Genomic DNA, 22,624 nt, shown 5'->3' with positions numbered 1-22,624 from the left:
GGCGCGGCCGGACTTCGTCCGTCGGCAGCCTGCGCATGGCCGGAGCGGAGGTACGCGGTCGCGTCTCAGCCGCCGGACGAGCCGGTCGGTGGTGGGGTGGCCAGCAACCGCCACGGCCCGCAGTTCTCGGTCTTGAACCCCACGTCGGTCGGCTTGATCTGCACCCGGACCGGACCGAGCCGGGTGTAGTTGTTCGCGATGATGTACTGCATGTTCGTGTTGTCCCCCTCGGCCTTCCACAGCCTGCGCCAATCGCAGGCGTAGGCGGGGTCGGACGTGCCGGGCGCTTCCCAGAGTCCTGGCGCGATGTCGACGCCGACCAAGTAGACGCCGTCGTGCGAGATGGTGTTCGCGGGTTCGGCCGCCGCCGTCGCCGTGGCGAGCAGGGTGACGGCGCAGCCCATGGCTCCCGCGAGTAGGAGCGCGCTAGCACGCATACCGGTTCTCCTTGACTTGTACTCCCGCCGCGTCGTCGTACGCCCGCCGTCGCGGCCGACTCGGGAGATCCCCGCATCTCCGCGGCAACCAATACCAGAACCGACCGGGTGGTGTGCCCGAATCCGCGATTCCGGCTCGGCCCGCACGGGCCGCGCAATCATCGGGGAAATTCCGGCGATCCCGACCAATCGGGAGGTAGTCGCGGATTTCGGCGTGCCGGGCGAGACAGCTTCGAGCCGCCTGTATTACGCTCTGCTATCTCTGCGCAAATCTCCGAGGTCGATCCGGCCGCCGGACGTCGCGCATGCTGTAACGCTTCGATTACACCTCTTGCTTTGCTGATACATGCGTTGCCAAAGTGACCATTGGGTTTGGTGTTACAAGTGGGAAGGGAGGGGTGCTCCGTTCCGGGGCGCCGACCGCACTATGAAGCCAAGCATCGTCAAAGCCGGTATCTGCACCGCGGTGACGGCCGCGGTAACGGTGACGTTGTCCGGATTGCTTCCGGTCAGCGCGCAGGCGGCGCCGTCGCCGCTGGACATGTCGAAGAAACTCGCGGGCAAGACCGTGTTCCTCGACCCAGGCCACCAGGGGTCGAACCACTCCCAGGACTTGGCCAGACAGGTCAGCGACGGTCGCGGCGGCACCAAGGACTGCCAGACCACCGGCATGACCACCATGAACGGCGTTCCCGAGCACACCATCACCTGGAACGTCGCACAGGTCGTCAAGACGTCGCTGGAGACGCTCGGCGCGCGTGTCGTGCTCAGCCGCCAGGACGACATGAACTGGGGCGGCTGCGTCGACGACCGCGCCCGCGCGGCGAGCCAGTCCGGCGCCGACGTCGCCGTGAGCATCCATGCCGACAGCGCGCCCGCGCAAGATCGCGGGTTCCACCTGATCGTCCCCGAGCTGCCCATCCCGGATCTGATCGTCGATCAGGTCCAGGCGGGCGCGGGACTCGCCGCGTCCAAGGCGGTGCGCGACGCGTATCGCGAGGCGGGATTCCCGCCCGCCAACTACGGCGGCGTGGTGGACGGTCTGCAGACCCGCAAGGACATCGCCGGGCCCGCGCTCACCACCGTTCCGCTGGTCTTCCTCGAGATGGGCAACGGCGCCAATCCCGAGGACGCGGCGTTGCTGGAGACGCCGGACGGGCAGCTCAAGCACGCGATCGCGCTGACCACCGGCGTGGTCGGATACCTGCTCGGCGCACCGCAGCCCGGCGCGGCGCCGGATCAGCAGGGCGCCCAGGGCTCGTCGTTCGACCATCCCGCGGCCGCGCAGGAAACGCCGCAGGCTCAGACGACAGGAACACCGCAGGCGCAGACGAACCCGTTCGCACCGCAGGCGCAGACGAACCCGTTCGCTCCCCAGGCGCAGACGAACCCGTTCGCTCCCCAGGCGCAGACGAATCCGGCGGTGCCGCAGGCCCAGCCGATTCCCGCGGTGCCGCAGAGTTCCACGACTCCGGGTGCGCCGCAGAGCCCCGCCGCTCCGGCGGTGCCGCAGGCGCAGTCGGCGCCGAGCACCACGACACCGAAGCCGGCGCCGGGCACGGCGACACCGCAGTCGCCTGGCACGTCCGCGGCGCCGAAGTCGCCGGGCACTTCCGCAACGCAGTCGCCGGGCACGCCCAACGCACAGCAGTCACCCGGCGCCTCCGGGGGCAACGCTTCGATCATGGAGTTGCTGATGCCGCTGGCGAAGATGCTCGGCCTGGACGACAACGCCATCACCACGGAACTGATCAATCTCGGCTACAGCCTGGCGGGCATGCTGCTGGGCCCAGCGAAATAGTCCGCACACCGAACCCGCCGGACGCCATCCTCGGCACCACCGAGGGTGGCGTCCGGCTTTTCCCGCGGGTCACACGGCGCACTAGGGTGAGCGGAATGGCTGACCGGATTCCTGTTGTGCTCGTCGCGGGGTTTCTCGGTTCCGGGAAGACCACGCTGCTCAATCACTTGCTGCGGCACAACCGGGGCACCCGGATCGGCGTGGTCGTCAACGACTTCGGGGCGATCAACATCGATTCGATGCTGGTCGCGGGGCAGGTCGATGCCATGGTCTCGCTCGGCAACGGTTGCGTGTGCTGCGCGGTGGACGTCACCGAACTGGACGAGCTGTTCACCCGGCTCACCCAGCCGCGCGCCGGGATCGATGTCATCGTGGTGGAGGCCAGCGGCTTGGCCGAGCCGCGCAACCTCATCCGGATGGTGCTCGGCAGCGACAATCCGCGCCTGCGCTACGGCGGCCTGGTCGAGGTGGTGGACGCCGAACAGTTCCCGGCCAGCAGTGCCCGTCATCCGGAGCTGCGCACGCATGTGCGGTTGGCCGACCTGGTGGTGCTGAACAAGGCCGATCGGGTGACGCCCGGGCAACTCGACCACCTGCGTGCGGATATCGCGTCGCTGGCCGGTTCGGTCCCGGTGTACGCGACCGCGCACGGCCGGATCGATCCGGGGCTGCTGTTCGACCGTCCCCGGCGCGAGCGCCCGCTGGTGGCCGAGCAACTGAGCTTCGACGAACTGCTTCTCGAGCACGATCACGAAGACCACGACGACCACCGTCATCTGCACGACGACTACACCAGCGTCTCCTTCGCCAGCGACCGGGAGCTGGACCCGCGCAAATTGATCGGCTTCCTGGAGGACCCGCCCGCGGGGTTGTTCCGGGCCAAGGGCTTCGCCGCGTTCGGAGTGGCGGGCGAAGGCAGGAAATTCGTCCTGCACATGGTCGGCCGCCACATCGTCTTCGAGCCGGGGGGCTGGTCACGCGGTGAGTCGCGGGGAGCGCGAGTGGTGCTCATCGGCGCGGGCCTGCACTCGGACGCGGCCTTGGCCCGGCTTCGCGATACCGTGCACGACGCCGCCGAACCGCTGGACGCGCAGAGCATGCTCGGGGTGTGGCGCTATACGCCGCGCTGAGCGCGCAGATTGGCGCGTTTGGTCGCGACGTGTCGCGTTCGGTGCTGGTGCCAGAACGGTCTTTTCATGAGACTGAATGCGTGGCCGCCGGTGGGCGGGCACCGGGGAGCTTACTGCCGCGTTCGGCGCCGCCCGGCAGCCGATCCGTGACCGACCGAATCGTTCCGCGACCGATGGGAGTTTCCGTGTCAGATTCCATGGAGAGCGCCACCGCGTACGTCATCGAGGTGCTGGAGGCCAAGGGCACCGCCACCCGCGACGACTTCGACGTTCCCGCGATCGTCGCCGAGACCCACGCCATCACCAACAGCTGGGATTTCCGTGCGATCGAGGACGCTACGTTCTGGTCGATCGCCGCGCGTTTCATCAGGCCGTGACGGTCGGCTCCGTGCGCGGGGCGTGGCCGGCCAGCGACCAGCGCCGCGCCGCGCGCCGCATCGACCCCGGGTCGGAGTAGCCGAGGATCTCGGCCTGGCGCGATGGGCTCAGCGGCCCCGCGGCGGTCGCGGCGACCAGCCGCGCACCGCGAGCCCGGTCCAACTCGGCGCGCCAGGTGGTGCCCGCCTCGCGTAACCGCCGCTGGAGCGTGCGCGGGCTGGTGGCCAGCCTGCGCGCCACCCGTTCCAACGACGCGTCGCCGTCGTCCAGGCATTCCGCCAAGGCGGTCGCGACGCGTTCGGGCCATGCGGTGGCCAGCGGGGGCGGAGGCGGAAGCGCGGCGGCCAAGGGCTGCAGGATGCCGGCCAGGACCGGATCGCTCGTGGTCAGCGGCAGATCCATGTCCGAGGCGCGAAAAGTCATGGCGTCCACCGGCGCGTCGAACTCGATCTCGGTGGTGCCGAAAACCTCGATGAAGGCGCCGATCTTGGCGGGCGCCTGCTGGCGCAACGCCACCCGCAGCGGAGCGAGCGGTTCACGCACCACGCGCCGGGCGCGGCTGAGCACCGCGCTCAGCCCCCAGAGCTGGGTGAGATCGCGGCCGCGGCCTTCCCCGTCGATGATGTCGAGATACAAGGTGACTTCGTCGTCGTTCTCCGCGACCAAGTCGAAGCGGTGGTTGGTGGTCACCGCGGTGACGTACGGCCCGCAAGTCGCCAGTCCGGCCCCCAGCGTCGGCGCCGAGGAGAACAGATAGTCGTAGAGGCCCAGGCAGGTCAGCTGGTAGCGGCTCGCCACGTTCAGCGCGACGTCCGGGTCCCCGAGTTCGAGTTCCCCGATCTCCCACAACCGGGAGAACGTCTGGCTGGGCAGGTGCAGGTCCTCGCCCGCCATGGTCCACTCCGGCAATCCCGCTTCCCGCAGCAGCCGGTCTCGGTCGACGCCGGCCGCGGTGAGTTGCGAGATGACGAACCGGTGCAGCAGAACCTGGTCGGTTCCCATCGCGTGCTCCCTTCTGCCACCGCGACCGATCGGCGCGCCGTCGGTCTCCGAGTGAAGCGATACCGCGCGCACACGCTATACCGGCTGTGTTGATTCGTCATGAGATTCATGTCACGGTCGGATCACCCGCAGGCGTTCACCCATTCGGACAGTCCGTCGGCGAACAGCTGGCGCTTCCAGATCGGGACTTCGTGTTTGATCCGGTCCACCAGTTCCGCGCACGCCGCGAACGCCGCGCCGCGATGCGCCGCCGCCACCGCGACGACGATCGCGCGGTCACCGATGCGGAGCGAGCCGACGCGGTGCACGGCCGCGACCGGCACACCGTGTGCGGCGGCGAGTTCCGCGCAGACCTCGCGCAGGAAACGCTCCGCCTGCGGGTGCGCGGAGTATTCCAGGGCCGAGACCGCCTGCCCGCCATCGTGATCGCGGACTTTCCCGGTGAACACCACGACCCCGCCGTAATGTGGTCCCGAGACCGCTTCCTCGACCTCCGCTGGGTCCAGCGGCTGGTCGCTGATCCGGGCGAGCCGGACCGTGGCCTCAGCCGTTGTCATGACTTCCACCTCCGGCGACTTGTGCGAGCAGATGATCCAGCAGCGGCTCCAGCACCGCGATGCCGTCCTTCACGCCACCCGGCGAGCCGGGCAGGTTCACGATCACCGAGCGCCCCGCCAGGCCGGCCACGCCGCGGCTCAGCGCCGCGAGCGGGAACTTCGCGGTGCCGCGCTGCCGGATCGCCTCCGCCACACCGGGTAGTTCGCGATCGAGCAGGGCGAGGGTGGCTTCGGGGGTCGCGTCGGTGGGGGAGGCGCCGGTTCCGCCGGTGCTGATGACGAGGGCGGGTTCGAAGCGCAGCGCGTCGGCCAGGCCGAATTCGATCTCGGCGTCGGCGTAGACCAGCGGGCCCCGCACCGAGAAGCCGAGGCCGGACAGCCAGTCCACGAGCACCGGACCGGTGGTGTCCTCGCGCGTGCCCGCCGCGACCCCGGTCGAGGCGACCAGCACCACGGCCGAGCGTTCCTCCGCGCCGAATTCGGGCTCGGCGTAGCCGGAGGTGTCCTGTTCGTCCCCATCGGCAGCGAAGTCCTCATCGATGACCGGCTCGATCTCCCCCTCGTCGGAGATCGTGTCGTCCGGGCGCTCCCAATGTCCGCGCTTGCCGCCTTCTTTGGCGAGCAGGCGCACGCCGGTGAGCACCGCGGCGGGATCCACCGCCTTCACCATGTCGTGCAGGGTGAGCCCCGCCACCGCGACCGCGGTCAGCGCCTCCATCTCGACGCCGGTGGGGCCCTTGGTCTTCGCGGTGGCCTCGATGGTGATGGCGGTTTCGGTGAAACCGAACTCCACCCGCACCGACGACAGCGCCAGCTGATGGCACAGCGGGATCAGTTCGGAGGTCTTCTTCGCCCCCGCGATGCCCGCGATGCGGGCGGTGGACAGCACGTCGGCCTTCGGCATGTCGTCGGCCCGCACCAGCGCGACCACCTCGGCCGTGGTGCGCAACTCGCCTGCCGCGACGGCGATCCGGGTGGTCTCGCTCTTCTCGCTCACGTCCACCATGCGGGCGCGGCCTTCGTGGTCGACATGGGACAGCTCGCTCATAAGGACCACACTCGCACAAGCGCCCCCGCGGGCAGCGCGGTGACCTCGGCGGGCACGTCGATCAGCACGTCGGCGTTCGCCATGGCCGCCACGAGATGCGAGCCGGGACCCGACACCACCTCGACCGCCCGCGGGCGTCCGTGCGCGGACAACCCGTCCGGATGCTCGCGGATCAGCTTGCCCCGGAGGAACTGACGCTTGCCCTCCGGCGAGCGCGCCACGGCGTCGACCAAGGGAAGTTCGTAGGCGTCCACCTCGGGAAGACCGGCCAGACGCCGCAGGATCGGGCGGGCGAACACCTCGAACGACACCATCGTGCTGACCGGGTTGCCGGGGAAACTGAGCACCGGCACCCCGTCGACGACGGTCAGCCCCTGCGGGCCGCCCGGTTGCATCGCGACCGAGCCGAACCGCCCGCCCAACGGCTCGAGCACGTCCTTGACCACCTCGAAGTCGCCCTTCGACACACCACCGGAGGTGAACACCACATCGGCACGCTCCAGCGCGGCCGACAGCAACGCGCGGAAACGCGCCGGATCGTCGCTGCTGTGCGCGACGGAGACGACCTCGACGCCGTTCGCCGCGAGCGCCGCGGCGAGCGCGACGCCGTTGGAGTTGTAGATCTGGCCGGGACGCAGCGGCTTTCCGGCCGCAACCAGTTCGTCGCCGGTGGTGATCACCGCGCCGCGCACCGGACGGAAGACCGCCACCTGCGACAGTCCCACCGCGGCCAGGGCGGCGACATGGCGGGGAGCGAGCGTGGTGCCCGCCCGTGCCAGCAGGTCGCCGGTGCGGACGTCGGTGCCCGGTTCCCGCACGAATTCCCCCGCGCCGCGGCCGCGTTCGATGGTCACCATGCCGTCGCCCGCGCTGGTGTCCTCCACCGGCACCACGCAGTCCGCGCCGGGCGGGATCGGCGCGCCGGTCATCACCTTCATCGCCGCGCCCTGCGGCAGCGGCGCCCGGTCGGCGGCGCCCGCGGCGACGACGCCGGCCAACGGCAGGGTGACCGGAGCGACGAGCACCGATTCGGCGCGCACCGCGTACCCGTCCATCGCGGAGTTGCGGAACACCGGCAGCTCGATCGGCGAGCGCACGTCTTCGGCCAGCTGCCTGCCCAGCGCCCGCGCGACCTCGACGGACTCGACCGCGCGCGCGGCCAGCGGCCGCAGCAGCTGTTCGATGCTGTCGCGGTAGTCGTCGACGGGCCTGGCCGAGACGCCGGCGGGCCGAGGGTTCATGGGAGTCAGCCTAACGCCCGATCCGGGCGGGTTTCCGCCTCCGCCGCCACGCCGCGGTCATCCGGCGCCGGGCGAGCCCTCACCGCCGATTCGCGGCCGCGGTGAGCCGGAGTCGAGCATTCCGCCCACAGACGAATCGGGACAGGCGGTCATAATGGACGTGTGACTCTGGTCGAGATCGGGATTCCCACGGTGCGTTCCGGGCGTCCCTCGCTCGCCGGCCGTCCCGACACCCCCTACTTGCTGGATCGTTTCGGACGCGTCGCCCGCGACCTCCGGGTGTCCATCACCGAGAAGTGTTCGCTGCGCTGCACCTATTGCATGCCGGAGGAGGGGCTGCCGGAGATTCCCCGGCACGAGCTGCTCACGGTGGACGAGATCGTCCGGTTGGTGCGCCTCGCGGTGCGCGAGCTGGGGGTGCGCGAGGTCCGTTTCACCGGCGGTGAGCCGCTGATGCGCCGCGACCTGGAACAGATCATCGCGGGCTGTCACGCCGAGGTGCCGGACATCCCGCTGGCCATGACGACCAATGGCATCGGGCTCGAGCACCGCGCCCTCGGGCTCGCCGCCGCCGGCCTGCACCGGGTGAACGTCTCGCTGGACACCGTCGACCGGGCCGGTTTCGCCCGGCTGACCCGTCGTGACCGCCTGGAGTCGGTGTTCGCGGGCATCCGCGCCGCTCGTGCTGCCGGACTGGCCCCGATCAAGGTCAATGCCGTCTTGATGCGCGAAACTCTCTCCGGAGCGCCCGATCTGCTGCGCTGGTGTCTGGACGAGAGCTGTGAGCTGCGCTTCATCGAGGAGATGCCGTTGGACGCCGACCACGAGTGGGCCCGCGCCAACATGGTCACCGCCGCGGAACTGCTCGGCGTGCTCGGCACGCGGTTCTCCCTCGCCGAGGTCGGCCGCCCCGACCCGTCGGCCCCCGCGGAGAAGTGGCTGGTCGACGGCGGCCCCGGCACCGTCGGCATCATCGCCACGGTGACCAGGAAGTTCTGCGACACCTGCGATCGCACCCGGCTCACCGCGGACGGCATGCTGCGCTCCTGCCTGTTCAGCGACCAGGAATTCGACCTGCGCCAGGCGCTGCGCTCCGGCGCGGGCGACGACGAGGTCGCGGCCCTGTGGCGCGGTGCGATGTGGAACAAGTGGGCAGGTCACGGCATCGACGCCGAGGGCTTCGTCCCCCCGGAGCGGACGATGGGAGCCATCGGTGGTTGAGATCCGCTATTTCGCCGCGATCGCCGACGCCGTCGGCAAGGACGGCGAGACTCTCGATCTCCCGGCCGGAGCGACGGTCGCCGACCTGCGCGCCGCCCTCGCGGCGACCTACGGCCCCGACCTGGACAAGATGTTGTCGGTGTGCGCCTACCTGGTCGGCGACGAGCTCACCCGCGACCCCGCGGTCGCGCTGAGCCCGCGCGTCGACGTCCTGCCACCCTTCGCGGGCGGATAGGCCGCGCGCCGAGGCGCTAGCGCCACCAGGTGTCCAGCGGCGACACCGGGACGGTGCGCTTGTGCCGGGTGTTGCGGAAGATGCTCTCCAGCCGTTCGGCGACCTCGGGGGTCACCTCCTTGCCCTCCAGGTAGTCGTCGATCTCGCTGTAGCGAAGACCGAGCGCTTCCTCGTCGGGCAGCGCGGGCCGGTCGTCCTCCAGATCGGCGGTGGGCACCTTGGACCAGATGCTGGGGGGCGCGCCGAGTTCCTGGAGCAGGGCGGCGCCCTGGCGCTTGGTCAGGCCGGTGAGCGGAGTCAGATCGACGCCGCCGTCGCCGTACTTGGTGAAGAATCCGGTGACCGCCTCGGCCGCGTGGTCGGTGCCGACCACGAGCAGGTTCTCCTGCCCGGCCAGCGCGTACTGGATCACCATGCGTTCGCGCGCTTTGATGTTGCCGCGCACGAAGTCACGCAGCTGGTAGTCGGTGCCCAATGCCGCCGCCGTCTCCGCGGCCGCGGCGTTCACGCTGGGCCGGACGTTCACCACGACCTGCCGGTCGGGCCGGATGAAGGTCAGCGCGGTCAGCGCGTCGGCCTCGTCGGCCTGCACGCCGTAGGGCAGCCGGACGGCGAGGAAGGTCGCGTCCCCGCCGTCCGCGCGCAGTTCCTCGGCCGCGAGCTGGCACAACCGGCCTGCGAGCGCGCTGTCCTGCCCGCCGCTGATCCCGAGCACGAAACCTCGTGCGGGCGTGGCGTTCAGATAGTCCTTGAGGAAATCGACCCGGCGGCGGATCTCGTCCTTCGGTTCGATCGTGGGCCGGACACCCAATTCGCTGATGATCTGTTCGCGCAGGTTCCCCATGGCGCCCGAGTCTACTGATGACTCAGCGGGCGACAACGCGCCGAACGACGCGCTCCCAGTTGTCCCCGATCTGCTCGCGGGTATAGCCGAGCACCTGCATCTGGTGCATGACCAGCGCCGCGCCCAGCATCGCCAGCAGCCAGTCGGCCACCAGAGCGACCTCGCCGGGCATCTCGGCCTCCCGCAACAGCATCGCGACGTGCGCGCGCAGCAACCCGTAGGGCGCACCGGAATAGCGGTCACCGGCCTCGCCGAGTTCGGCGGCGCGGTGCAGTTCGCCTTCCACCTCGATGTCGAGAAGTCTGGCCCGCCCGAAGGCGATCAGCCGTTCCACCGGAGGCGCCCCGGGGCCGAGCGGAGGCGGCCCGAAGATGAACGCCTCCTGGTACTTCCGCTCCGAGTGGTCCAGCAGCGCGAGCATCAGGCCGGATCTGCTGCCGAACCGCCGGAACACCGTGCCCTTGCCGACCCCGGCGCGTTTGGCCAGGGCGTCCATGGTGAGGCTGTCGACACCGTGCTCGCGCACCAGCTGCTGCGCCGCGTCCAGCAGGAGCCTGCGGTTGCGTGCCGCGTCGGCGCGTTCGGCGGGTTCCGCGGTGCCGGGCAACGGCGCGCCGACGTCGAGCAGCCGGGGCGCGCCGTCGGGGGACACGTCCGGTGTGGGGTAGTTCACAGCGCTCACGCAGACTCCGCGGGAAGTAATCGGACCACGGTCCGGTTAGTGTGTGGTGAACGTACGGACACCACCCATCAGTACACCAGGAGTCGTCATGAGCCAGACCCGCATTCTCGCACTCGTCGGCAGCCTGCGCGCCGCCTCGGTCAACCGGCGGATCGCCGAGGCCGCGGCGCACACCGCGCCGGAGGGGGTCGAGGTCACCCTCTACGAAGGGCTCGCCGACATCCCGTTCTACAACGAGGACATCGACGTCCCCGGCTCCGTTCCCGCGGCCGCCCAGGCGCTGCGCGACGCGGTCGCCGAGGCCGACGGCCTGCTGGTGGTGACCCCGGAGTACAACGGCACGCTCTCGGCGGTGCTGAAGAACGCGATCGACTGGGCCTCGCGCCCGTACGGCGCCGGCGCCATCAAGGGCAAGCCCGCCGCCGTGGTGAGCGCGTCGATCAGCCCGAACGCCGCGCAGTGGGCGCACGGCGACGCGGTGAAGGCGCTCGGCGTGGCGGGCGCGCGGGTGGTCGAGTCCGCGCACCTGCACTTCGGGGTCATCGGCGAGCGGTTCGCCGCCACGCATCCGCGCGACGACGCCGAGGCGCTGACCCAACTGGCCGGCACGGTGCGTGATCTGGTGGAGGCCACGCGCGGCGAATTGGCGTCGGTGTAAGCTCCTCCTCCGGTCTGAACGAGGGCCACCGCCGCGGGGCGCGGCGGTGGCCCTCTTCGTTGTCCCGGCGGTTTGCTGAAAGTAAGCTGACGCGCCGAAAAGTGATCTGCGCCACTGTTTGGTTCGGCGACGAATCGAGCGTGCTGGTACTTCTCCGCGTGGAATTTCATCAATGTGACTCGCTACATGTCGTGTTGTAGGAATCTGTCGGCCACTAGGTGTAGTGTCTTCGGTACTGGAAGACGGCCGGGAACCTCGCTCCGCACAGGCGGCTGATCAGGGGATTCCGGCCCGGATCCAGGAGTTTGCGCAGCATACGTCGGATCGTGCATTGCATACGGATCACAGGCTGTGGATCAGGCACAAGGAGAGAGGGATAGCAATGACCGTCACCGTGTACACCAAGCCCGCTTGCGTCCAGTGCAACGCCACCTACAAGGCCCTCGACAAGGCCGGGGTGGACTACGAGGTCATCGACATCTCGGAGAACGACGAGGCGCGTGACTACGTCATGGCACTCGGGTACCTGCAGGCGCCGGTCGTGGTGGCCGGAGACGATCACTGGTCGGGCTTCCGGCCCGACCGGATCAAGTCGCTCGCGACCGTGGCGGCCTGACGCTTCCACCGCATCCGGTTCATCCGAGGGACGAGCGCCGCGGCGCTCCTGGGAAGGGAAGGCCACCATGTCGGAGACGACGGCGCTGGTCTACTTCTCCAGCGCTTCGGAGAACACGCATCGCTTCGTCGAGAAGCTGGGTCTCCCGGCGACTCGCATACCACTGCACACCGCTGACTCACTGCGCGTAGACCGTCCGTACGTGCTGATCGTCCCCACCTATGGGGGCGGTCGGCACGTCCTGGGGGGCGCTCGTTCCGACAAGGACTTCGTGCCCAGGCAGGTCGCCAAGTTCCTCAACGATCCGCACAACCGCGCGTTGCTGCGCGGGGTGATCGCGGCGGGCAACACGAACTTCGGCGACACCTTCTGCTATGCGGGCGAACTCATCGCGCGCAAGTGCGGGGTGCCGTACCTGTACCGCTTCGAACTCATGGGAACCGCTGAGGACGTCGAACGCGTCCGAGAGGGATTGGGATTGTTTTGGCAACAGCAACGACAGCACCGGCCGGAAAGACAGCTCGCTTAGAGCAGCCCCCGGTGCGCGGCGGCGACGCGGGCGAGGTCCTCGACTACCACGCCCTCAACGCGATGCTGAACCTGTACGGTCCGAACGGGGAGATCCAGTTCGACAAGGACCGCGAGGCCGCCCACCAGTACTTCTTGCAGCACGTCAATCAGAACACCGTCTTCTTCCACAACCTGGACGAGAAGCTGGACTACCTGATCGACGAGAACTACTACGAGGCCGAAGTCCTGGAGCAGTACAGCCGCGAGTTCATCAAGAAGCTGTTCCAGCAGGCCTACGCCAAGAAGTTCCGGTTCCCCACCTTCCTCGGCGCGTTCAAGTACTACACCTCGTACACGCTGAAGACCTTCGACGGCAAGCGTTACCTGGAGCGGTTCGAGGACCGGGTGTGCATGGTCGCGCTCACGCTCGCCGCCGGTGACGAGGCGCTGGCGAGCAAGCTGGTCGACGAGATCATCGACGGCCGTTTCCAGCCGGCCACCCCGACCTTCCTGAACTCGGGCAAGAAGCAGCGCGGCGAGCCGGTGTCATGTTTCCTCCTTCGCATCGAGGACAACATGGAGTCGATCGGGCGCTCGATCAACTCCGCGCTGCAGCTGTCCAAGCGCGGCGGCGGGGTCGCCCTGTTGCTGAGCAACATCCGGGAGCACGGTGCGCCGATCAAGAAGATCGAGAACCAGAGCTCGGGCGTCATCCCGATCATGAAGCTGCTCGAGGACTCGTTCTCCTACGCCAACCAGCTCGGCGCGCGCCAAGGCGCGGGCGCGGTCTACCTGCACGCGCACCACCCGGACATCTACCGGTTCCTGGACACCAAGCGGGAGAACGCGGACGAGAAGATTCGGATCAAGACGCTCTCGCTGGGCGTGGTCATCCCGGACATCACCTTCGAGCTGGCCAAGAAGAACGAGGACATGTACCTGTTCTCGCCCTACGACGTGGAGCGCATCTACGGCAAGCCGTTCGCCGACATCGACGTCACCGAGAAGTACTACGAGATGGTCGACGACAAGCGCATCCGCAAGTCGAAGATCAAGGCGCGCGAGTTCTTCCAGACCATCGCCGAGCTGCAGTTCGAGTCGGGCTACCCGTACATCATGTTCGAGGACACGGTGAACCGGGCCAACCCGATCGCGGGCAAGATCACCCACTCCAACCTGTGCTCGGAGATCCTCCAGGTCTCCACGCCCTCGGAGTTCAACGACGACCTGTCCTACGCCAAGGTGGGCAAGGACATCTCCTGCAACCTCGGCTCGCTGAACATCGCCAAGACGATGGACTCGCCCGATTTCGCGCAGACCATCGAGGTGGCCATCCGGGCGCTGACGGCGGTGTCGGACCAGACCCACATCTACTCGGTGCCGTCCATCGAGCAGGGCAACAACTCTTCGCACGCCATCGGCCTCGGGCAGATGAACCTGCACGGCTACCTGGCGCGGGAACGGATACGCTACGGGTCCGACGAGGGCATCGACTTCACCAACATCTACTTCTACACCGTGGTCTACCACGCGCTCCGGGCCTCGAACCGGATCGCGATCGAGCGCGGCACGTACTTCGGCGGCTTCCCGGAGTCGAAGTACGCCAGCGGCGAGTACTTCGACAAGTACACCGATCAGGTGTGGGAGCCGAAGACCGATCGCGTCCGGCAGTTGTTCGCCGACGCGGGCGTGCACATCCCGACCCAGGACGACTGGCGTGAGCTGAAGGCCTTGGTCATGGAGCACGGGATCTACAACCAGAACCTGCAGGCGGTGCCGCCGACCGGGTCGATCTCCTACATCAATCACTCCACCAGTTCCATCCACCCGGTGGCGTCGAAGATCGAGATCCGCAAGGAAGGCAAGATCGGGCGCGTCTACTACCCGGCGCCCTACATGACCAACGACAACCTCGAGTACTACGAGGACGCTTACGAGATCGGCTACGAGAAGATCATCGACACCTACGCCGCGGCCACCCAGCACGTGGATCAGGGCCTGTCGCTGACGCTGTTCTTCAAGGACTCGGCCACCACCCGCGATCTCAACCGCGCTCAGATCTACGCCTGGCGCAAGGGCATCAAGACCCTCTACTACATCCGGCTGCGCCAGATGGCACTGGAGGGAACCGAAGTCGAGGGTTGCGTCTCCTGCATGCTGTAGTTCGACAGCGAAGACGGTGACGCGTCCCGTGCCGCGGGAAGCGTCACCGTCTTCTGCTGCCCAGAGCAGATCGAGTAGGCACGACGGGCTCGTTCTGGCTAGGTTCGCCGGTGTGGAGATGGTATCTGTCCTGCCGCAGCTGGTGGCGTTGCGGTTTTCCGAGGTGAACGACCTCAATGTCTACGTGTGGAACGATGACGCCGAGGTCACGCTGATCGACAGCGGCCTGCCGGGAAGCGCGGCGGACATCGAAAGTGGGCTGCGCGCACTGGGTTTCGGCACCGGCCAGGTGCGGCGGGTGATACTCACCCATGCCCACGACGATCACATCGGCTCAGCCGCCGACTTCGCCGAGTGGGGAGCCGAGATCTGGGCCCATCATGCCGACGCCGATGTCGTGCGCGGCGAACGTCCTCAGCCGGCTCCGGTGCTGCGCGACTGGGAACGCCCGATCGCCGACGCGCTGGAACCGGGGCCACGTCCCCGCCCTGCCCCGGTCCACCGCGAGCTGAGCGGCGGCGACGTACTCGACTTCGGCGGCGGCGCTGAAGTGATCGCTGTCCCCGGTCATACCGAAGGCAGTCTGGCGTTGCATCTGCCGCGTCACCGGGTGCTGTTCTCCGGTGATACCTTGGCCAACGTTCGTGGGGTCACCATGCCCGGTGTGTTCAATGTGGACAGTGCCGCCGTCGACGCGGCTGCCCACAGGCTGACCGAACTTGATGTCGACGTCGTCTGCGTCGGCCACGGTGATGTGCTGCGGGACCAGGCTCTGCGCGCGTGGCGGATCCGGCAGCCGGGACGCTGACGCTGATCACGGCACGGCGGTGAAAGCGCGTGCCCATGTGTCGGCGCCTTCGGTGTTGTGGGGCGACAGCCGACATCGGCTGCCGGGTTCGACCCGCGCCCGTCGACAGGTACAGCGGGTTCGCGGTACAGCCGACGGGTGGGCAACCGGCACAACCGGGTGCCGCCGTCAACGTGCGGTGAGTCGTTCGCGTCTGGAATATGCTGGGCCGGAAGCGATCCGGTAGTGATGGGAACGATGATGACCGATCTCGGCGGCAACGGGAAGCCGCTCAGGCCGATTCACGACGCGAGCGTGCCGAGCAGCGCTCGAATATACGACTACGTCCTCGGCGGGAAAGATCACTATCAGGTGGATCGGGACGCGGCCGAGAAAGTGATCGCGGCGTTTCCCACCAGCAGGGTCGCGGCCCGGCAGAACCGGCAGTTCATGCACCGCGCGGTGAACGCGCTCACCGAGCTGGGCGTGACGCAGTTCCTCGACATCGGCACCGGTATTCCCACCGAACCGAACCTGCACCAGGTGGCGCAGGCGCCGACGCCAGAAGCGCGGGTGGTCTACGTGGACAACGACCCGATCGTGTTGTCCCATGCCCGCGCCCTGCTCACCGGCACCCCGGAGGGGCGCACCGCCTACGTCGACGCCGACCTGAAGGACCCGAAAGCGATCCTGTCCGCGTCCGAACTCCTCGAGACCCTGGATCTGGAGCGTCCCGTGGCGCTGAGCTTGGTCGCCGTGCTGCATTTCCTCAGCGACGAGGACGATCCCTACGGAATCGTCGAGACGTTGATGGATGCACTCGCGCCGGGGTCGTTCCTGGTGGTCTCGCACATCACCGCCGACCTCGAACCCGAGATGATGACCGAGGCGCTCGAGGTGTATCGGCAGAGCGGTGTCTATGCCCAGACGCGCACACGCGACGAGTTCGCCCGGTTCTTCACCGGGTTGGAACTACTGGACCCCGGAATCGTCGTCACCAACCAATGGCGACCGCAGGGCGAGTCGCCGTCGTGGCTCGACTCGCAAGTGAACTGCTGGAGCGCGGTCGGCCGCAAGCTGGGTTGATCCGCCGGCCGCGTCGGGCCGAGGGTATGTCGATCCGAGCGTGTGCGGCTGCGGCAATTGAAACGGAATGATCCGTTCTGATACTCTGGATCAGAACGAAGCATTCCGTTTCTAGAGGAGATCGCCATGAGCACCATCGAGCCCTTCCAGGTCGACATCCCGCAGGCCCAGCTCGACGATCTGGCCGATCGTCTGCGCCGCTGCATGTGGCCGGGCGAATTGCCCGGCGTGGGCGACTCCTACGGGGTGCAGGAGGACCGGGTGCGCGGCCTGGCGCAGTACTGGCTGGAGACCTTCGACTGGCGGGCGCTCGAGGCGAAGCTGAACGCCTACCCGCAGTTCACCACCGAGATAGAGGGGGAGAACATCTACTTTCTGCACATCCGGTCAGCTCGCGCGGACGCGCTGCCGGTGGTCCTCACTCACGGCTGGCCGGGCTCGGTGCTCGAGTTCCTCGACGTCATCGAGTCGCTGACCGCGCCGGAGTCTGCTGAGGATCCCGCCTTCCACCTGGTGATCCCGGCGCTGCCCGGCATGGGCTTCTCCGGCCCGACGCACAGCGCCGGCTGGACCATGCGGCGTGTCGCCAAGGCCTGGATCGAGCTGATGGATCGGCTCGGTTACCAGCGCTTCGGTGCGATCGGCAACGACGGCGGCTCGATGGTCTCCCCGGAGATCGGCCGCCTCGCGCCGGACCGGGTAGTCGGTGTCCATGTGACCCAGCTGTTCTCGTTTCCGTCCGGCGATCCGGCCGAGTTCATCGACCTCTCGGCGGAGGATCTGGCGGCGCTCGAGCACCTGAAGTGGTTCCAGGACAACAAGATGGCCTTCAACATCCTGTGCAGCCAGCAGCCGCAGACGCTGGCCTACGCGCTCTCCGATTCGCCGATTGGCCTGCTGGGTTGGAACGCGCAGCTTTTCGGTGCGAGTCTGGACGCCGATTTCATCATCGGCAACGTCGCCCTCTACTGGCTGACCGGCACTGCGGCCTCCTCGGTCCGGTACTACTACGAGGAGGCGCACAGCACCGACCGCCCGACCGGCCCGACCACGACCCCCACCGCACTCGCCATGTTCAAGGGCGATTTCCAGTCGATCCGCCGGTTCGCCGAGCGTGACCACAGCAACATCGTCAGCTGGAACTCCTACGATGCGGGCTCGGTGATCGGCGGTCCGAATGATGCCGCAGGCCACTTCGCCGCGCACGAGGCGCCCGAACTGCTCGTCGGCGACATCCGGCGGTTTTTCGCCGAAGTGGCCTGAAATCCGGCCGCGCCGGGCAGGTGAGCCGAAGGCGCCCTGCCCAAGGTGATCAACTCAGGGCCGGGAGCACTTCGCGTTCGAAGAGTTCGATGCCGGAGGTGTCGTAGGCGGATTCGGGGAAGTTGAAGATGGCGTAGCCGAGGCCGAGGTCGCGGACGCGCAGCAGGTTCTCGGTGATCTGTTCGGGGGTGCCGGTGGTGGCGCCGCTGCTGTACAGCTGCTCGAAGTAGGACTCGGTCGCCTCGGGGCCGATGACGGGGGTCAGGCGAGCTTTCAGCGCCGCGATGCGGTCCTCGACTTCGGCCTCGGTGGCGCCGATGACGACGTTGAAGTTGGAACTGCGGACGATCGCGTCGAAGTCGGTGCCGACGTCGGCGCAGTGCGCGCGCAGCACTTCGGACTTGTGGGTGAACTCGTCGGGATTGCCGCTGAAGTTGGTGTACTGGGCGTACTCGGCCGCGATGCGCAGCGTCTTCTTCTCGCCGCCGCCCGCGATCCACAGCGGGATCCCGTTCCGCTGCAAGGGGAGCGGGCGCACGATGGCGCCGTCCACCTGGTAGTACCTGCCGTCGAGCGTGGCCGAACCCGTGGTCCACGCCTGCCGGAGGATCTGCACGCCTTCGTCGAGGCGGCCCAGCCGTTCGCCCGCGGAGGGGAAGCCGTAGCCGTAGGCGCGCCATTCGTGTTCGTACCAGCCACCGCCGATGCCCATCTCGACGCGTCCGCCGGAGATCAGGTCGACCGTCGCGGCCACCTTCGCCAGGTAGGCCGGGTTGCGGTAGCTGATCGCGGTACACATCTGGCCGAGGCGCACGCGCGAGGTGGTCGCGGCGAACGCCGACATCAGGGTCCACGCTTCGTGCGTGGCCTCCTCGGTGGGCACCGGGACGGTGTGGAAGTGGTCGTACACCCACAGCGACTCCCACGCCGGGTTGGCGTCGGCGCGCTGGGCGAGGTCTCGCATCACCCTCCACTGGTCGGCGGGGTCGATACCCACCAGATCGAGCCGCCAGCCCTGCGGGATGAAGATGCCGAAGCGCACGAATATCTCCTTCGTGTGTACCCGAACCGCCGCGGCGAGCGCCGCGGCTTCCGTACCTCACTGTTACCAGTCCACCGCGGTCTGGCAACCGTTCGGCGCTCGGCGCACCGAATTCCGCGCCCGCCGCCGACCGCGAATGATGCCCGACCGGCCAGGAGGCGTTCGTGCCCGACGCTCAGCGGGGGACGCGGTCGGTCGGCACTTCGGGGCGTGTCACGGCGACCACGGTCAATAGGTAGTCCAATCCTCGGAACTCGTCCGGGTTCGTCGTGAACAGCGGCAGCGCTTCGGCGATCGCCACGGCGGCGATCATCCGGTGACAGCGCGGAATCGGCCGGGAGCGTGTGCGCCCGGCCGATTCCGCGCGATCGGTGACTATGCGCCGGTGAACCTTGCTCCGGCCACGGACTTCGACGGCTGGCCGTCGACGCCGACCGGGATGTCGCCCTCGAGGGTGGTGCGGTACAGCACCCGGGTGACATCGAGATGGTCCAGATCGCTCGGGGCGAGGTGCGCGGTGACCCGGTTGTCCCAGAACGCGAGGCTGCCCTTCTGCCAGCGGAAGCGGACCGTGTAGGCGGGATTGGTGACCTCGTCGAACAGCAGCTTCAACACCGCGTCGCTCTGGTTCGGGGTGAGCCCGACGATCCGGGTGGTGAAGCCGGGATTCACGAACAGCGCCCGCTCGCCGGTCACCGGGTGCACCCGGACCACCGGATGCTCGGTGATCAGCCTTCCTGGCGCGACGCGGGCGGCCACGGCTCAGGAGCCGGCCGGGGCGCGCCACCGTGACAGGCGGCGTTCGAGGGCGACCAGCAGGCCGTTGAAGGCCAGACCGAGCAGCGAGATCGCGAGGATGCCCGCGTACATGTTCGGGATCGCGAAGTTCTGCTGCGCGGCGGTGATCAGATAGCCGAGCCCGGCCCTGGCCCCGAACATCTCGGCGGCCAGCAGCACGAGGATCGAACTGGCCGCGGCCATCCGCAGACCGGTGAAGATGGACGGCAGCGCCGCGGGCAGGATCACCTTCTGGAACAGCCGGATCGGCGAGAAACCCAGGGAGGCCGCCGATTTGACCAGCAGCGGATCGACGGTGCGCACGCCGGTGATGGTGTTCAGCAGGATCGGGAAGAAGCTCGCGTAGACGACGATGGCGACCTTCGAGGTCTCGCCGATGCCGAGGATCAGCAGGAACACCGGCAGCAACGCCAGCGCCGCGGTGTTGCGGAACAGTTCGAGGATCGGGTTCAGGAAGTCCGCGACCGGCTTGTACCAGGCGATCGCGATGCCAACCGGAATACCGGCAACCAACGCGAGCGAGTACCCGGCCAGCGAACGGCTCAGGCTCGCCGAGAGGTGAGTCCACATCTCCCCGCTGGCCACCAGGTCGGCGAACGCCTGGGCGACCACGGAGAACGGCGGCAGGAACACCTCGTCCACCAGTCCCAGCGTCGGGGCCAGCTGCCACAGCAGTAGGAACAGGGCGATGACGACGGTCGGCTTGAACACCCGCCAGGCCAATCGGCGCACCGCCCGGAGGGCCTGCGTCGTGGCGGTGGGCGCTGCCTCGGCCGTGCGCACCGGGCCGGGCCGGGCCGGCGCGGCGGCACTTCCCCGTACCGGCCGCTCGCTCAGCTGAATGGCACTAGACATCGGCCGTCCTCTCGGTGGTGGATTCGATCTCGGCCGTGTGGGCGGACAAGGACTCCAGTTCCAGGCTCGCGGCCCGCTGGACCTCGCTGTGCAGCAGCGTCCAGATCTCGTGGCGGTAGTCACGGAAGCGCTGGGAGGAGCGGATGTCGTCGTCGGTGCCGCGGTCGATCTCGACGTCGACGATGGCCTTGATCCGGCCGGGCCGCGAGGTCAGCACGGCCACTCGCTGACCGAGGTACACCGCCTCGTCGATGCCGTGGGTGATGAAAAGGACGGTCTTGCCGGTGGCCCGCCAGATGCGTAACAGCTCGTCCTGCAAAGACTCCCGCGTCTGCGCGTCGAGCGCGGCGAACGGCTCGTCCATCAGCAGTACCTCCGGATCGAACGCCAGACTGCGCGCGATCGCGACGCGCTGCTTCATGCCGCCGGACAGTTCGTGCGGGTAGCGATCGCCGAAGCCGGACAGCCCGACCAGCTCCAAGTAGTGCTCGGCGAGTTCGCGGCGCGCCTTGCGGCGCAACCCCTTGGCTTCCAGCCCGAATTCGATGTTGGCGCGGGCCGTTCGCCACGGCAGCAGCGCGTACTGCTGGAAGACGATGCCGCGATCCAGGCCCGGGCCGGTGATCGGCTTGCCGTCCAGCAGGATCTCACCGGAGGTCGGTTTGCTCAGGCCGCCGAGCAGGTCCAGTAGCGTGGACTTGCCCGAACCGCTCGGGCCCACCAGCACCAGGAACTCGCCCTCGCGCAGCTCCAGCGAGATGTCCCGCAGCGCGGTGAACCGCTCCTGCGACCCGCGCACCGCGAACTGTTTGCCCACCGCGGTGAGCGATAGTTTCGTCGCTGTGGTCATTTCGCGGCCACCACCTCTCCGGTCGGTCCCGCCTCCGGCTTGTACTTGCCGTTGGCGTAGGGGTTGAACTTGTTGGTGAACAGATCCGCGGCCTTCAACTTGCCGTTGGGCAGTTCGCCGTTGCGCACCAGCCAGTCGATCCAGATCTGCAGTTCTTTCTCCGCGACCACCCCGCCCTGCGCCGGGATGCCTGAGCTGTGCCAGTACGGCACCAAGCTGGTGTTCTCGTTGCGGCCGCGCTTGCCGATGATCTGGACGAACCGCTCGCGCACCTGATCACGCGGTGTCACCTGAAGCCAGCGGATCGCGCGCGCGGTGCCCTGCACGAAGTCCTCCACCGCTTCGGGATTCTTGGCGATGTAGTCGTTGCGGAAGACGTAGGTGCCGTAGTCGAACGTGCCGAAGATGGCCTTGTCGGTGTAGAGGGGGTGGATGCCGCCGCGCTGCAGGGCGTTGTCGCGGAAGACACTGCCCAAGGCCGCGACGTCGACCTGTCCCTTGCGCAGCGCCTCCTCGGTGTTGGCCGGAGGCACGACGATCAGCTGCACCTGCTTGATCTCGTCCCCGGTGAGGCCCTGCTGATGCAGCCACTCCCTGGTGATGAATTCGTGGTGCGCGCCGAGGGTGTTCAGCGCGACCTTCTTGCCGATCAGATCACGCGCCGAGGTGATGCCGGAATCGTCGCGCACGTAGTAGCCGGTGAACGATTGCTCGTCCGCGCCATAGGAACTGAGCACCGAGGTAACCTTCGCGCCTCCCGCGATCAGCTTGACCACCGCGCCGTTGAACGCGCTGCCGAATTCGACCTGGTTGGTCGCCGCCGCCTGGATATTGGCCGGGCCACTGGTGGTGTCGCCTTCCCAGTGCAAGCTGATCTTCGTGAAATAGCCGAGGTCGTCGGCCAATTCGACGGGGCTCACCTGCCCGGTGGCGCCCTGATAGCGCAGCACGGTCTTGCCGTCGGCGGTCTTGGCGGGTGCGGACTCGCCGCAGCCGGTGAGCACGGACAGGCCGGTGAGCACCGCTACGGCGGCGGAGAGAGCGCGGGCGACGCGCCGGGACGATGGGGGGAAAGGCATTGTTGTTCTTTCGAAGACGAGAAGACGCCGTGCGATGTGACGCCCGGCGTCCGGAGACACCACAGCGGGAGCGATGCGGCGGTGGACGACCGTGCGGGATTCGGTCGCAGATGCGGGCCGCGATGCTTCAGCGGCAACAGATTCCGTGCGAAACGCGCATGAAGTCGACCGCGCGTCGGCGGATCAAGGCGGTGGCTGTCGACACTTCGAAACTTCCGTGAGCTGAACTGGTGTGGGGGGCGCCCGATGGTTCGGGGCACTTGCCTGGCAAACACTGTCCCGGCTCCCAAGCATGGGAGCAACAGTTCGACGCCGACTGCGTATAACCCTGTCTTACCGCG

General features: G+C 68.1%; 24 protein-coding genes and 1 pseudogene. 12 read left to right on the top strand and 13 right to left on the bottom strand.

Features of this window, described 5'->3' with window-relative positions:
- Positions 1–65 precede the first annotated feature (65 nt).
- Positions 66–437, bottom strand: a complete 372-nt coding sequence (locus tag ACWDMM_RS11860) for a hypothetical protein (protein WP_357108426.1) — start codon at positions 435–437, stop codon at positions 66–68.
- A gap of 427 nt (positions 438–864) precedes the next feature.
- Between ACWDMM_RS11860 and ACWDMM_RS11855 the strand changes: the two genes are divergently transcribed.
- From ACWDMM_RS11855 to ACWDMM_RS11845, 3 genes are all read left to right on the top strand, one after another.
- Positions 865–2,238 carry an N-acetylmuramoyl-L-alanine amidase gene (locus ACWDMM_RS11855; RefSeq protein ID WP_449937241.1) on the top strand — a complete coding sequence of 458 codons (1,374 nt, stop codon included), beginning with the start codon at positions 865–867 and terminating at the stop codon, positions 2,236–2,238.
- 95 nt (positions 2,239–2,333) lie between these two features.
- The gene (locus ACWDMM_RS11850; RefSeq protein WP_357108429.1) at positions 2,334–3,368 is read left to right on the top strand and encodes a CobW family GTP-binding protein; all 1,035 of its coding nucleotides are present in this window, start codon (positions 2,334–2,336) and stop codon (positions 3,366–3,368) included.
- 185 nt (positions 3,369–3,553) lie between these two features.
- Positions 3,554–3,745: a hypothetical protein gene (locus tag ACWDMM_RS11845; RefSeq protein WP_195078549.1), complete on the top strand. Its 192-nt coding sequence runs from the start codon at positions 3,554–3,556 to the stop codon at positions 3,743–3,745.
- Here ACWDMM_RS11845 and ACWDMM_RS11840 read toward each other — a convergent pair.
- The 4 genes from ACWDMM_RS11840 to ACWDMM_RS11825 form a co-directional block, all read right to left on the bottom strand.
- Positions 3,735–4,748: an AraC family transcriptional regulator gene (locus tag ACWDMM_RS11840; RefSeq protein ID WP_195078550.1), complete on the bottom strand. Its 1,014-nt coding sequence runs from the start codon at positions 4,746–4,748 to the stop codon at positions 3,735–3,737. The two genes, ACWDMM_RS11845 and ACWDMM_RS11840, sit on opposite strands and share 11 nt — an antisense overlap.
- A gap of 122 nt (positions 4,749–4,870) precedes the next feature.
- Entirely contained in the window at positions 4,871–5,305 is a 435-nt protein-coding gene (locus ACWDMM_RS11835) for a molybdenum cofactor biosynthesis protein MoaE (protein ID WP_449937236.1), read from the bottom strand.
- The gene (gene moaCB, locus ACWDMM_RS11830) at positions 5,292–6,353 is read right to left on the bottom strand and encodes a bifunctional molybdenum cofactor biosynthesis protein MoaC/MoaB (protein ID WP_357208197.1); all 1,062 of its coding nucleotides are present in this window, start codon (positions 6,351–6,353) and stop codon (positions 5,292–5,294) included. Before moaCB ends, ACWDMM_RS11835 begins: the two co-directional genes overlap by 14 nt.
- Entirely contained in the window at positions 6,350–7,594 is a 1,245-nt protein-coding gene (locus ACWDMM_RS11825; protein ID WP_449937234.1) for a molybdopterin molybdotransferase MoeA, read from the bottom strand. The genes moaCB and ACWDMM_RS11825 overlap by 4 nt, the downstream gene beginning before the upstream one ends.
- A 162-nt stretch (positions 7,595–7,756) precedes the next feature.
- Between ACWDMM_RS11825 and moaA the strand changes: the two genes are divergently transcribed.
- Positions 7,757–8,815: a GTP 3',8-cyclase MoaA gene (moaA, locus tag ACWDMM_RS11820; protein ID WP_357208201.1), complete on the top strand. Its 1,059-nt coding sequence runs from the start codon at positions 7,757–7,759 to the stop codon at positions 8,813–8,815.
- The gene (locus ACWDMM_RS11815; protein WP_195078555.1) at positions 8,808–9,050 is read left to right on the top strand and encodes a MoaD/ThiS family protein; all 243 of its coding nucleotides are present in this window, start codon (positions 8,808–8,810) and stop codon (positions 9,048–9,050) included. Before moaA ends, ACWDMM_RS11815 begins: the two co-directional genes overlap by 8 nt.
- 16 nt (positions 9,051–9,066) lie before the next feature.
- Here ACWDMM_RS11815 and nadE read toward each other — a convergent pair whose 3' ends face one another.
- Positions 9,067–9,894: an ammonia-dependent NAD(+) synthetase gene (nadE, locus tag ACWDMM_RS11810; RefSeq protein ID WP_357208204.1), complete on the bottom strand. Its 828-nt coding sequence runs from the start codon at positions 9,892–9,894 to the stop codon at positions 9,067–9,069.
- A 22-nt stretch (positions 9,895–9,916) separates the two neighbouring features.
- Positions 9,917–10,522, bottom strand: coding sequence for a TetR/AcrR family transcriptional regulator (locus ACWDMM_RS11805; protein WP_195078907.1), 606 nt, complete (start codon positions 10,520–10,522; stop codon positions 9,917–9,919).
- 142 nt (positions 10,523–10,664) lie between these two features.
- Between ACWDMM_RS11805 and ACWDMM_RS11800 the strand changes: the two genes are divergently transcribed.
- The 7 genes from ACWDMM_RS11800 to ACWDMM_RS11770 all read left to right on the top strand — a co-directional run bounded on the left by ACWDMM_RS11800 (position 10,665) and on the right by ACWDMM_RS11770 (position 17,659).
- Positions 10,665–11,234, top strand: a complete 570-nt coding sequence (locus ACWDMM_RS11800) for an NAD(P)H-dependent oxidoreductase (protein WP_067797830.1) — start codon at positions 10,665–10,667, stop codon at positions 11,232–11,234.
- Between the two features lie 382 nt (positions 11,235–11,616).
- Positions 11,617–11,850 carry a redoxin NrdH gene (locus tag ACWDMM_RS11795; protein ID WP_039799742.1) on the top strand — a complete coding sequence of 78 codons (234 nt, stop codon included), beginning with the start codon at positions 11,617–11,619 and terminating at the stop codon, positions 11,848–11,850.
- 67 nt (positions 11,851–11,917) lie between these two features.
- Positions 11,918–12,379, top strand: coding sequence for a class Ib ribonucleoside-diphosphate reductase assembly flavoprotein NrdI (nrdI, locus tag ACWDMM_RS11790; RefSeq protein ID WP_195078557.1), 462 nt, complete (start codon positions 11,918–11,920; stop codon positions 12,377–12,379).
- A 62-nt stretch (positions 12,380–12,441) separates the two neighbouring features.
- Complete coding sequence (gene nrdE / locus ACWDMM_RS11785) at positions 12,442–14,523, top strand: class 1b ribonucleoside-diphosphate reductase subunit alpha (RefSeq protein ID WP_449937411.1); 2,082 nt, start codon at positions 12,442–12,444, stop codon at positions 14,521–14,523.
- A 118-nt stretch (positions 14,524–14,641) separates the two neighbouring features.
- A complete protein-coding gene (locus tag ACWDMM_RS11780; RefSeq protein ID WP_195078908.1) occupies positions 14,642–15,331 on the top strand; it encodes an MBL fold metallo-hydrolase in 690 nt (229 codons plus the stop codon).
- 138 nt (positions 15,332–15,469) lie between these two features.
- Positions 15,470–16,396 carry an SAM-dependent methyltransferase gene (locus ACWDMM_RS11775; protein WP_323124186.1) on the top strand — a complete coding sequence of 309 codons (927 nt, stop codon included), beginning with the start codon at positions 15,470–15,472 and terminating at the stop codon, positions 16,394–16,396.
- 126 nt (positions 16,397–16,522) lie between these two features.
- Positions 16,523–17,659 (top strand): epoxide hydrolase family protein, encoded by a 1,137-nt coding sequence (locus ACWDMM_RS11770; RefSeq protein WP_195078559.1) that lies wholly within the window; start codon positions 16,523–16,525, stop codon positions 17,657–17,659.
- 49 nt (positions 17,660–17,708) lie between these two features.
- Here ACWDMM_RS11770 and ACWDMM_RS11765 read toward each other — a convergent pair whose 3' ends face one another.
- From ACWDMM_RS11765 to ACWDMM_RS11740, 6 genes and pseudogenes are all read right to left on the bottom strand, one after another.
- Positions 17,709–18,701 carry an LLM class F420-dependent oxidoreductase gene (locus ACWDMM_RS11765; protein WP_357108445.1) on the bottom strand — a complete coding sequence of 331 codons (993 nt, stop codon included), beginning with the start codon at positions 18,699–18,701 and terminating at the stop codon, positions 17,709–17,711.
- 175 nt (positions 18,702–18,876) lie between these two features.
- Positions 18,877–19,002: a PIN domain-containing protein gene (locus ACWDMM_RS11760; protein ID WP_357108448.1), complete on the bottom strand. Its 126-nt coding sequence runs from the start codon at positions 19,000–19,002 to the stop codon at positions 18,877–18,879.
- Positions 19,003–19,076: 74 nt separating this feature from the next.
- Positions 19,077–19,433: pseudogene (locus ACWDMM_RS11755) on the bottom strand (TauD/TfdA dioxygenase family protein); the annotation flags it as partial.
- Between the two features lie 30 nt (positions 19,434–19,463).
- Complete coding sequence (locus ACWDMM_RS11750) at positions 19,464–20,354, bottom strand: ABC transporter permease (protein ID WP_195078562.1); 891 nt, start codon at positions 20,352–20,354, stop codon at positions 19,464–19,466.
- Positions 20,347–21,204, bottom strand: a complete 858-nt coding sequence (locus ACWDMM_RS11745) for an ABC transporter ATP-binding protein (protein WP_357108452.1) — start codon at positions 21,202–21,204, stop codon at positions 20,347–20,349. The genes ACWDMM_RS11750 and ACWDMM_RS11745 overlap by 8 nt, the downstream gene beginning before the upstream one ends.
- Entirely contained in the window at positions 21,201–22,283 is a 1,083-nt protein-coding gene (locus ACWDMM_RS11740) for an ABC transporter substrate-binding protein (RefSeq protein WP_357108455.1), read from the bottom strand. Before ACWDMM_RS11740 ends, ACWDMM_RS11745 begins: the two co-directional genes overlap by 4 nt.
- Positions 22,284–22,624 lie beyond the last annotated feature (341 nt).

It is taken from the genome of Nocardia sp. NPDC003726 (genome assembly GCF_053586955.1).
This window is presented reverse-complemented; position numbering and strand designations above follow the sequence as displayed.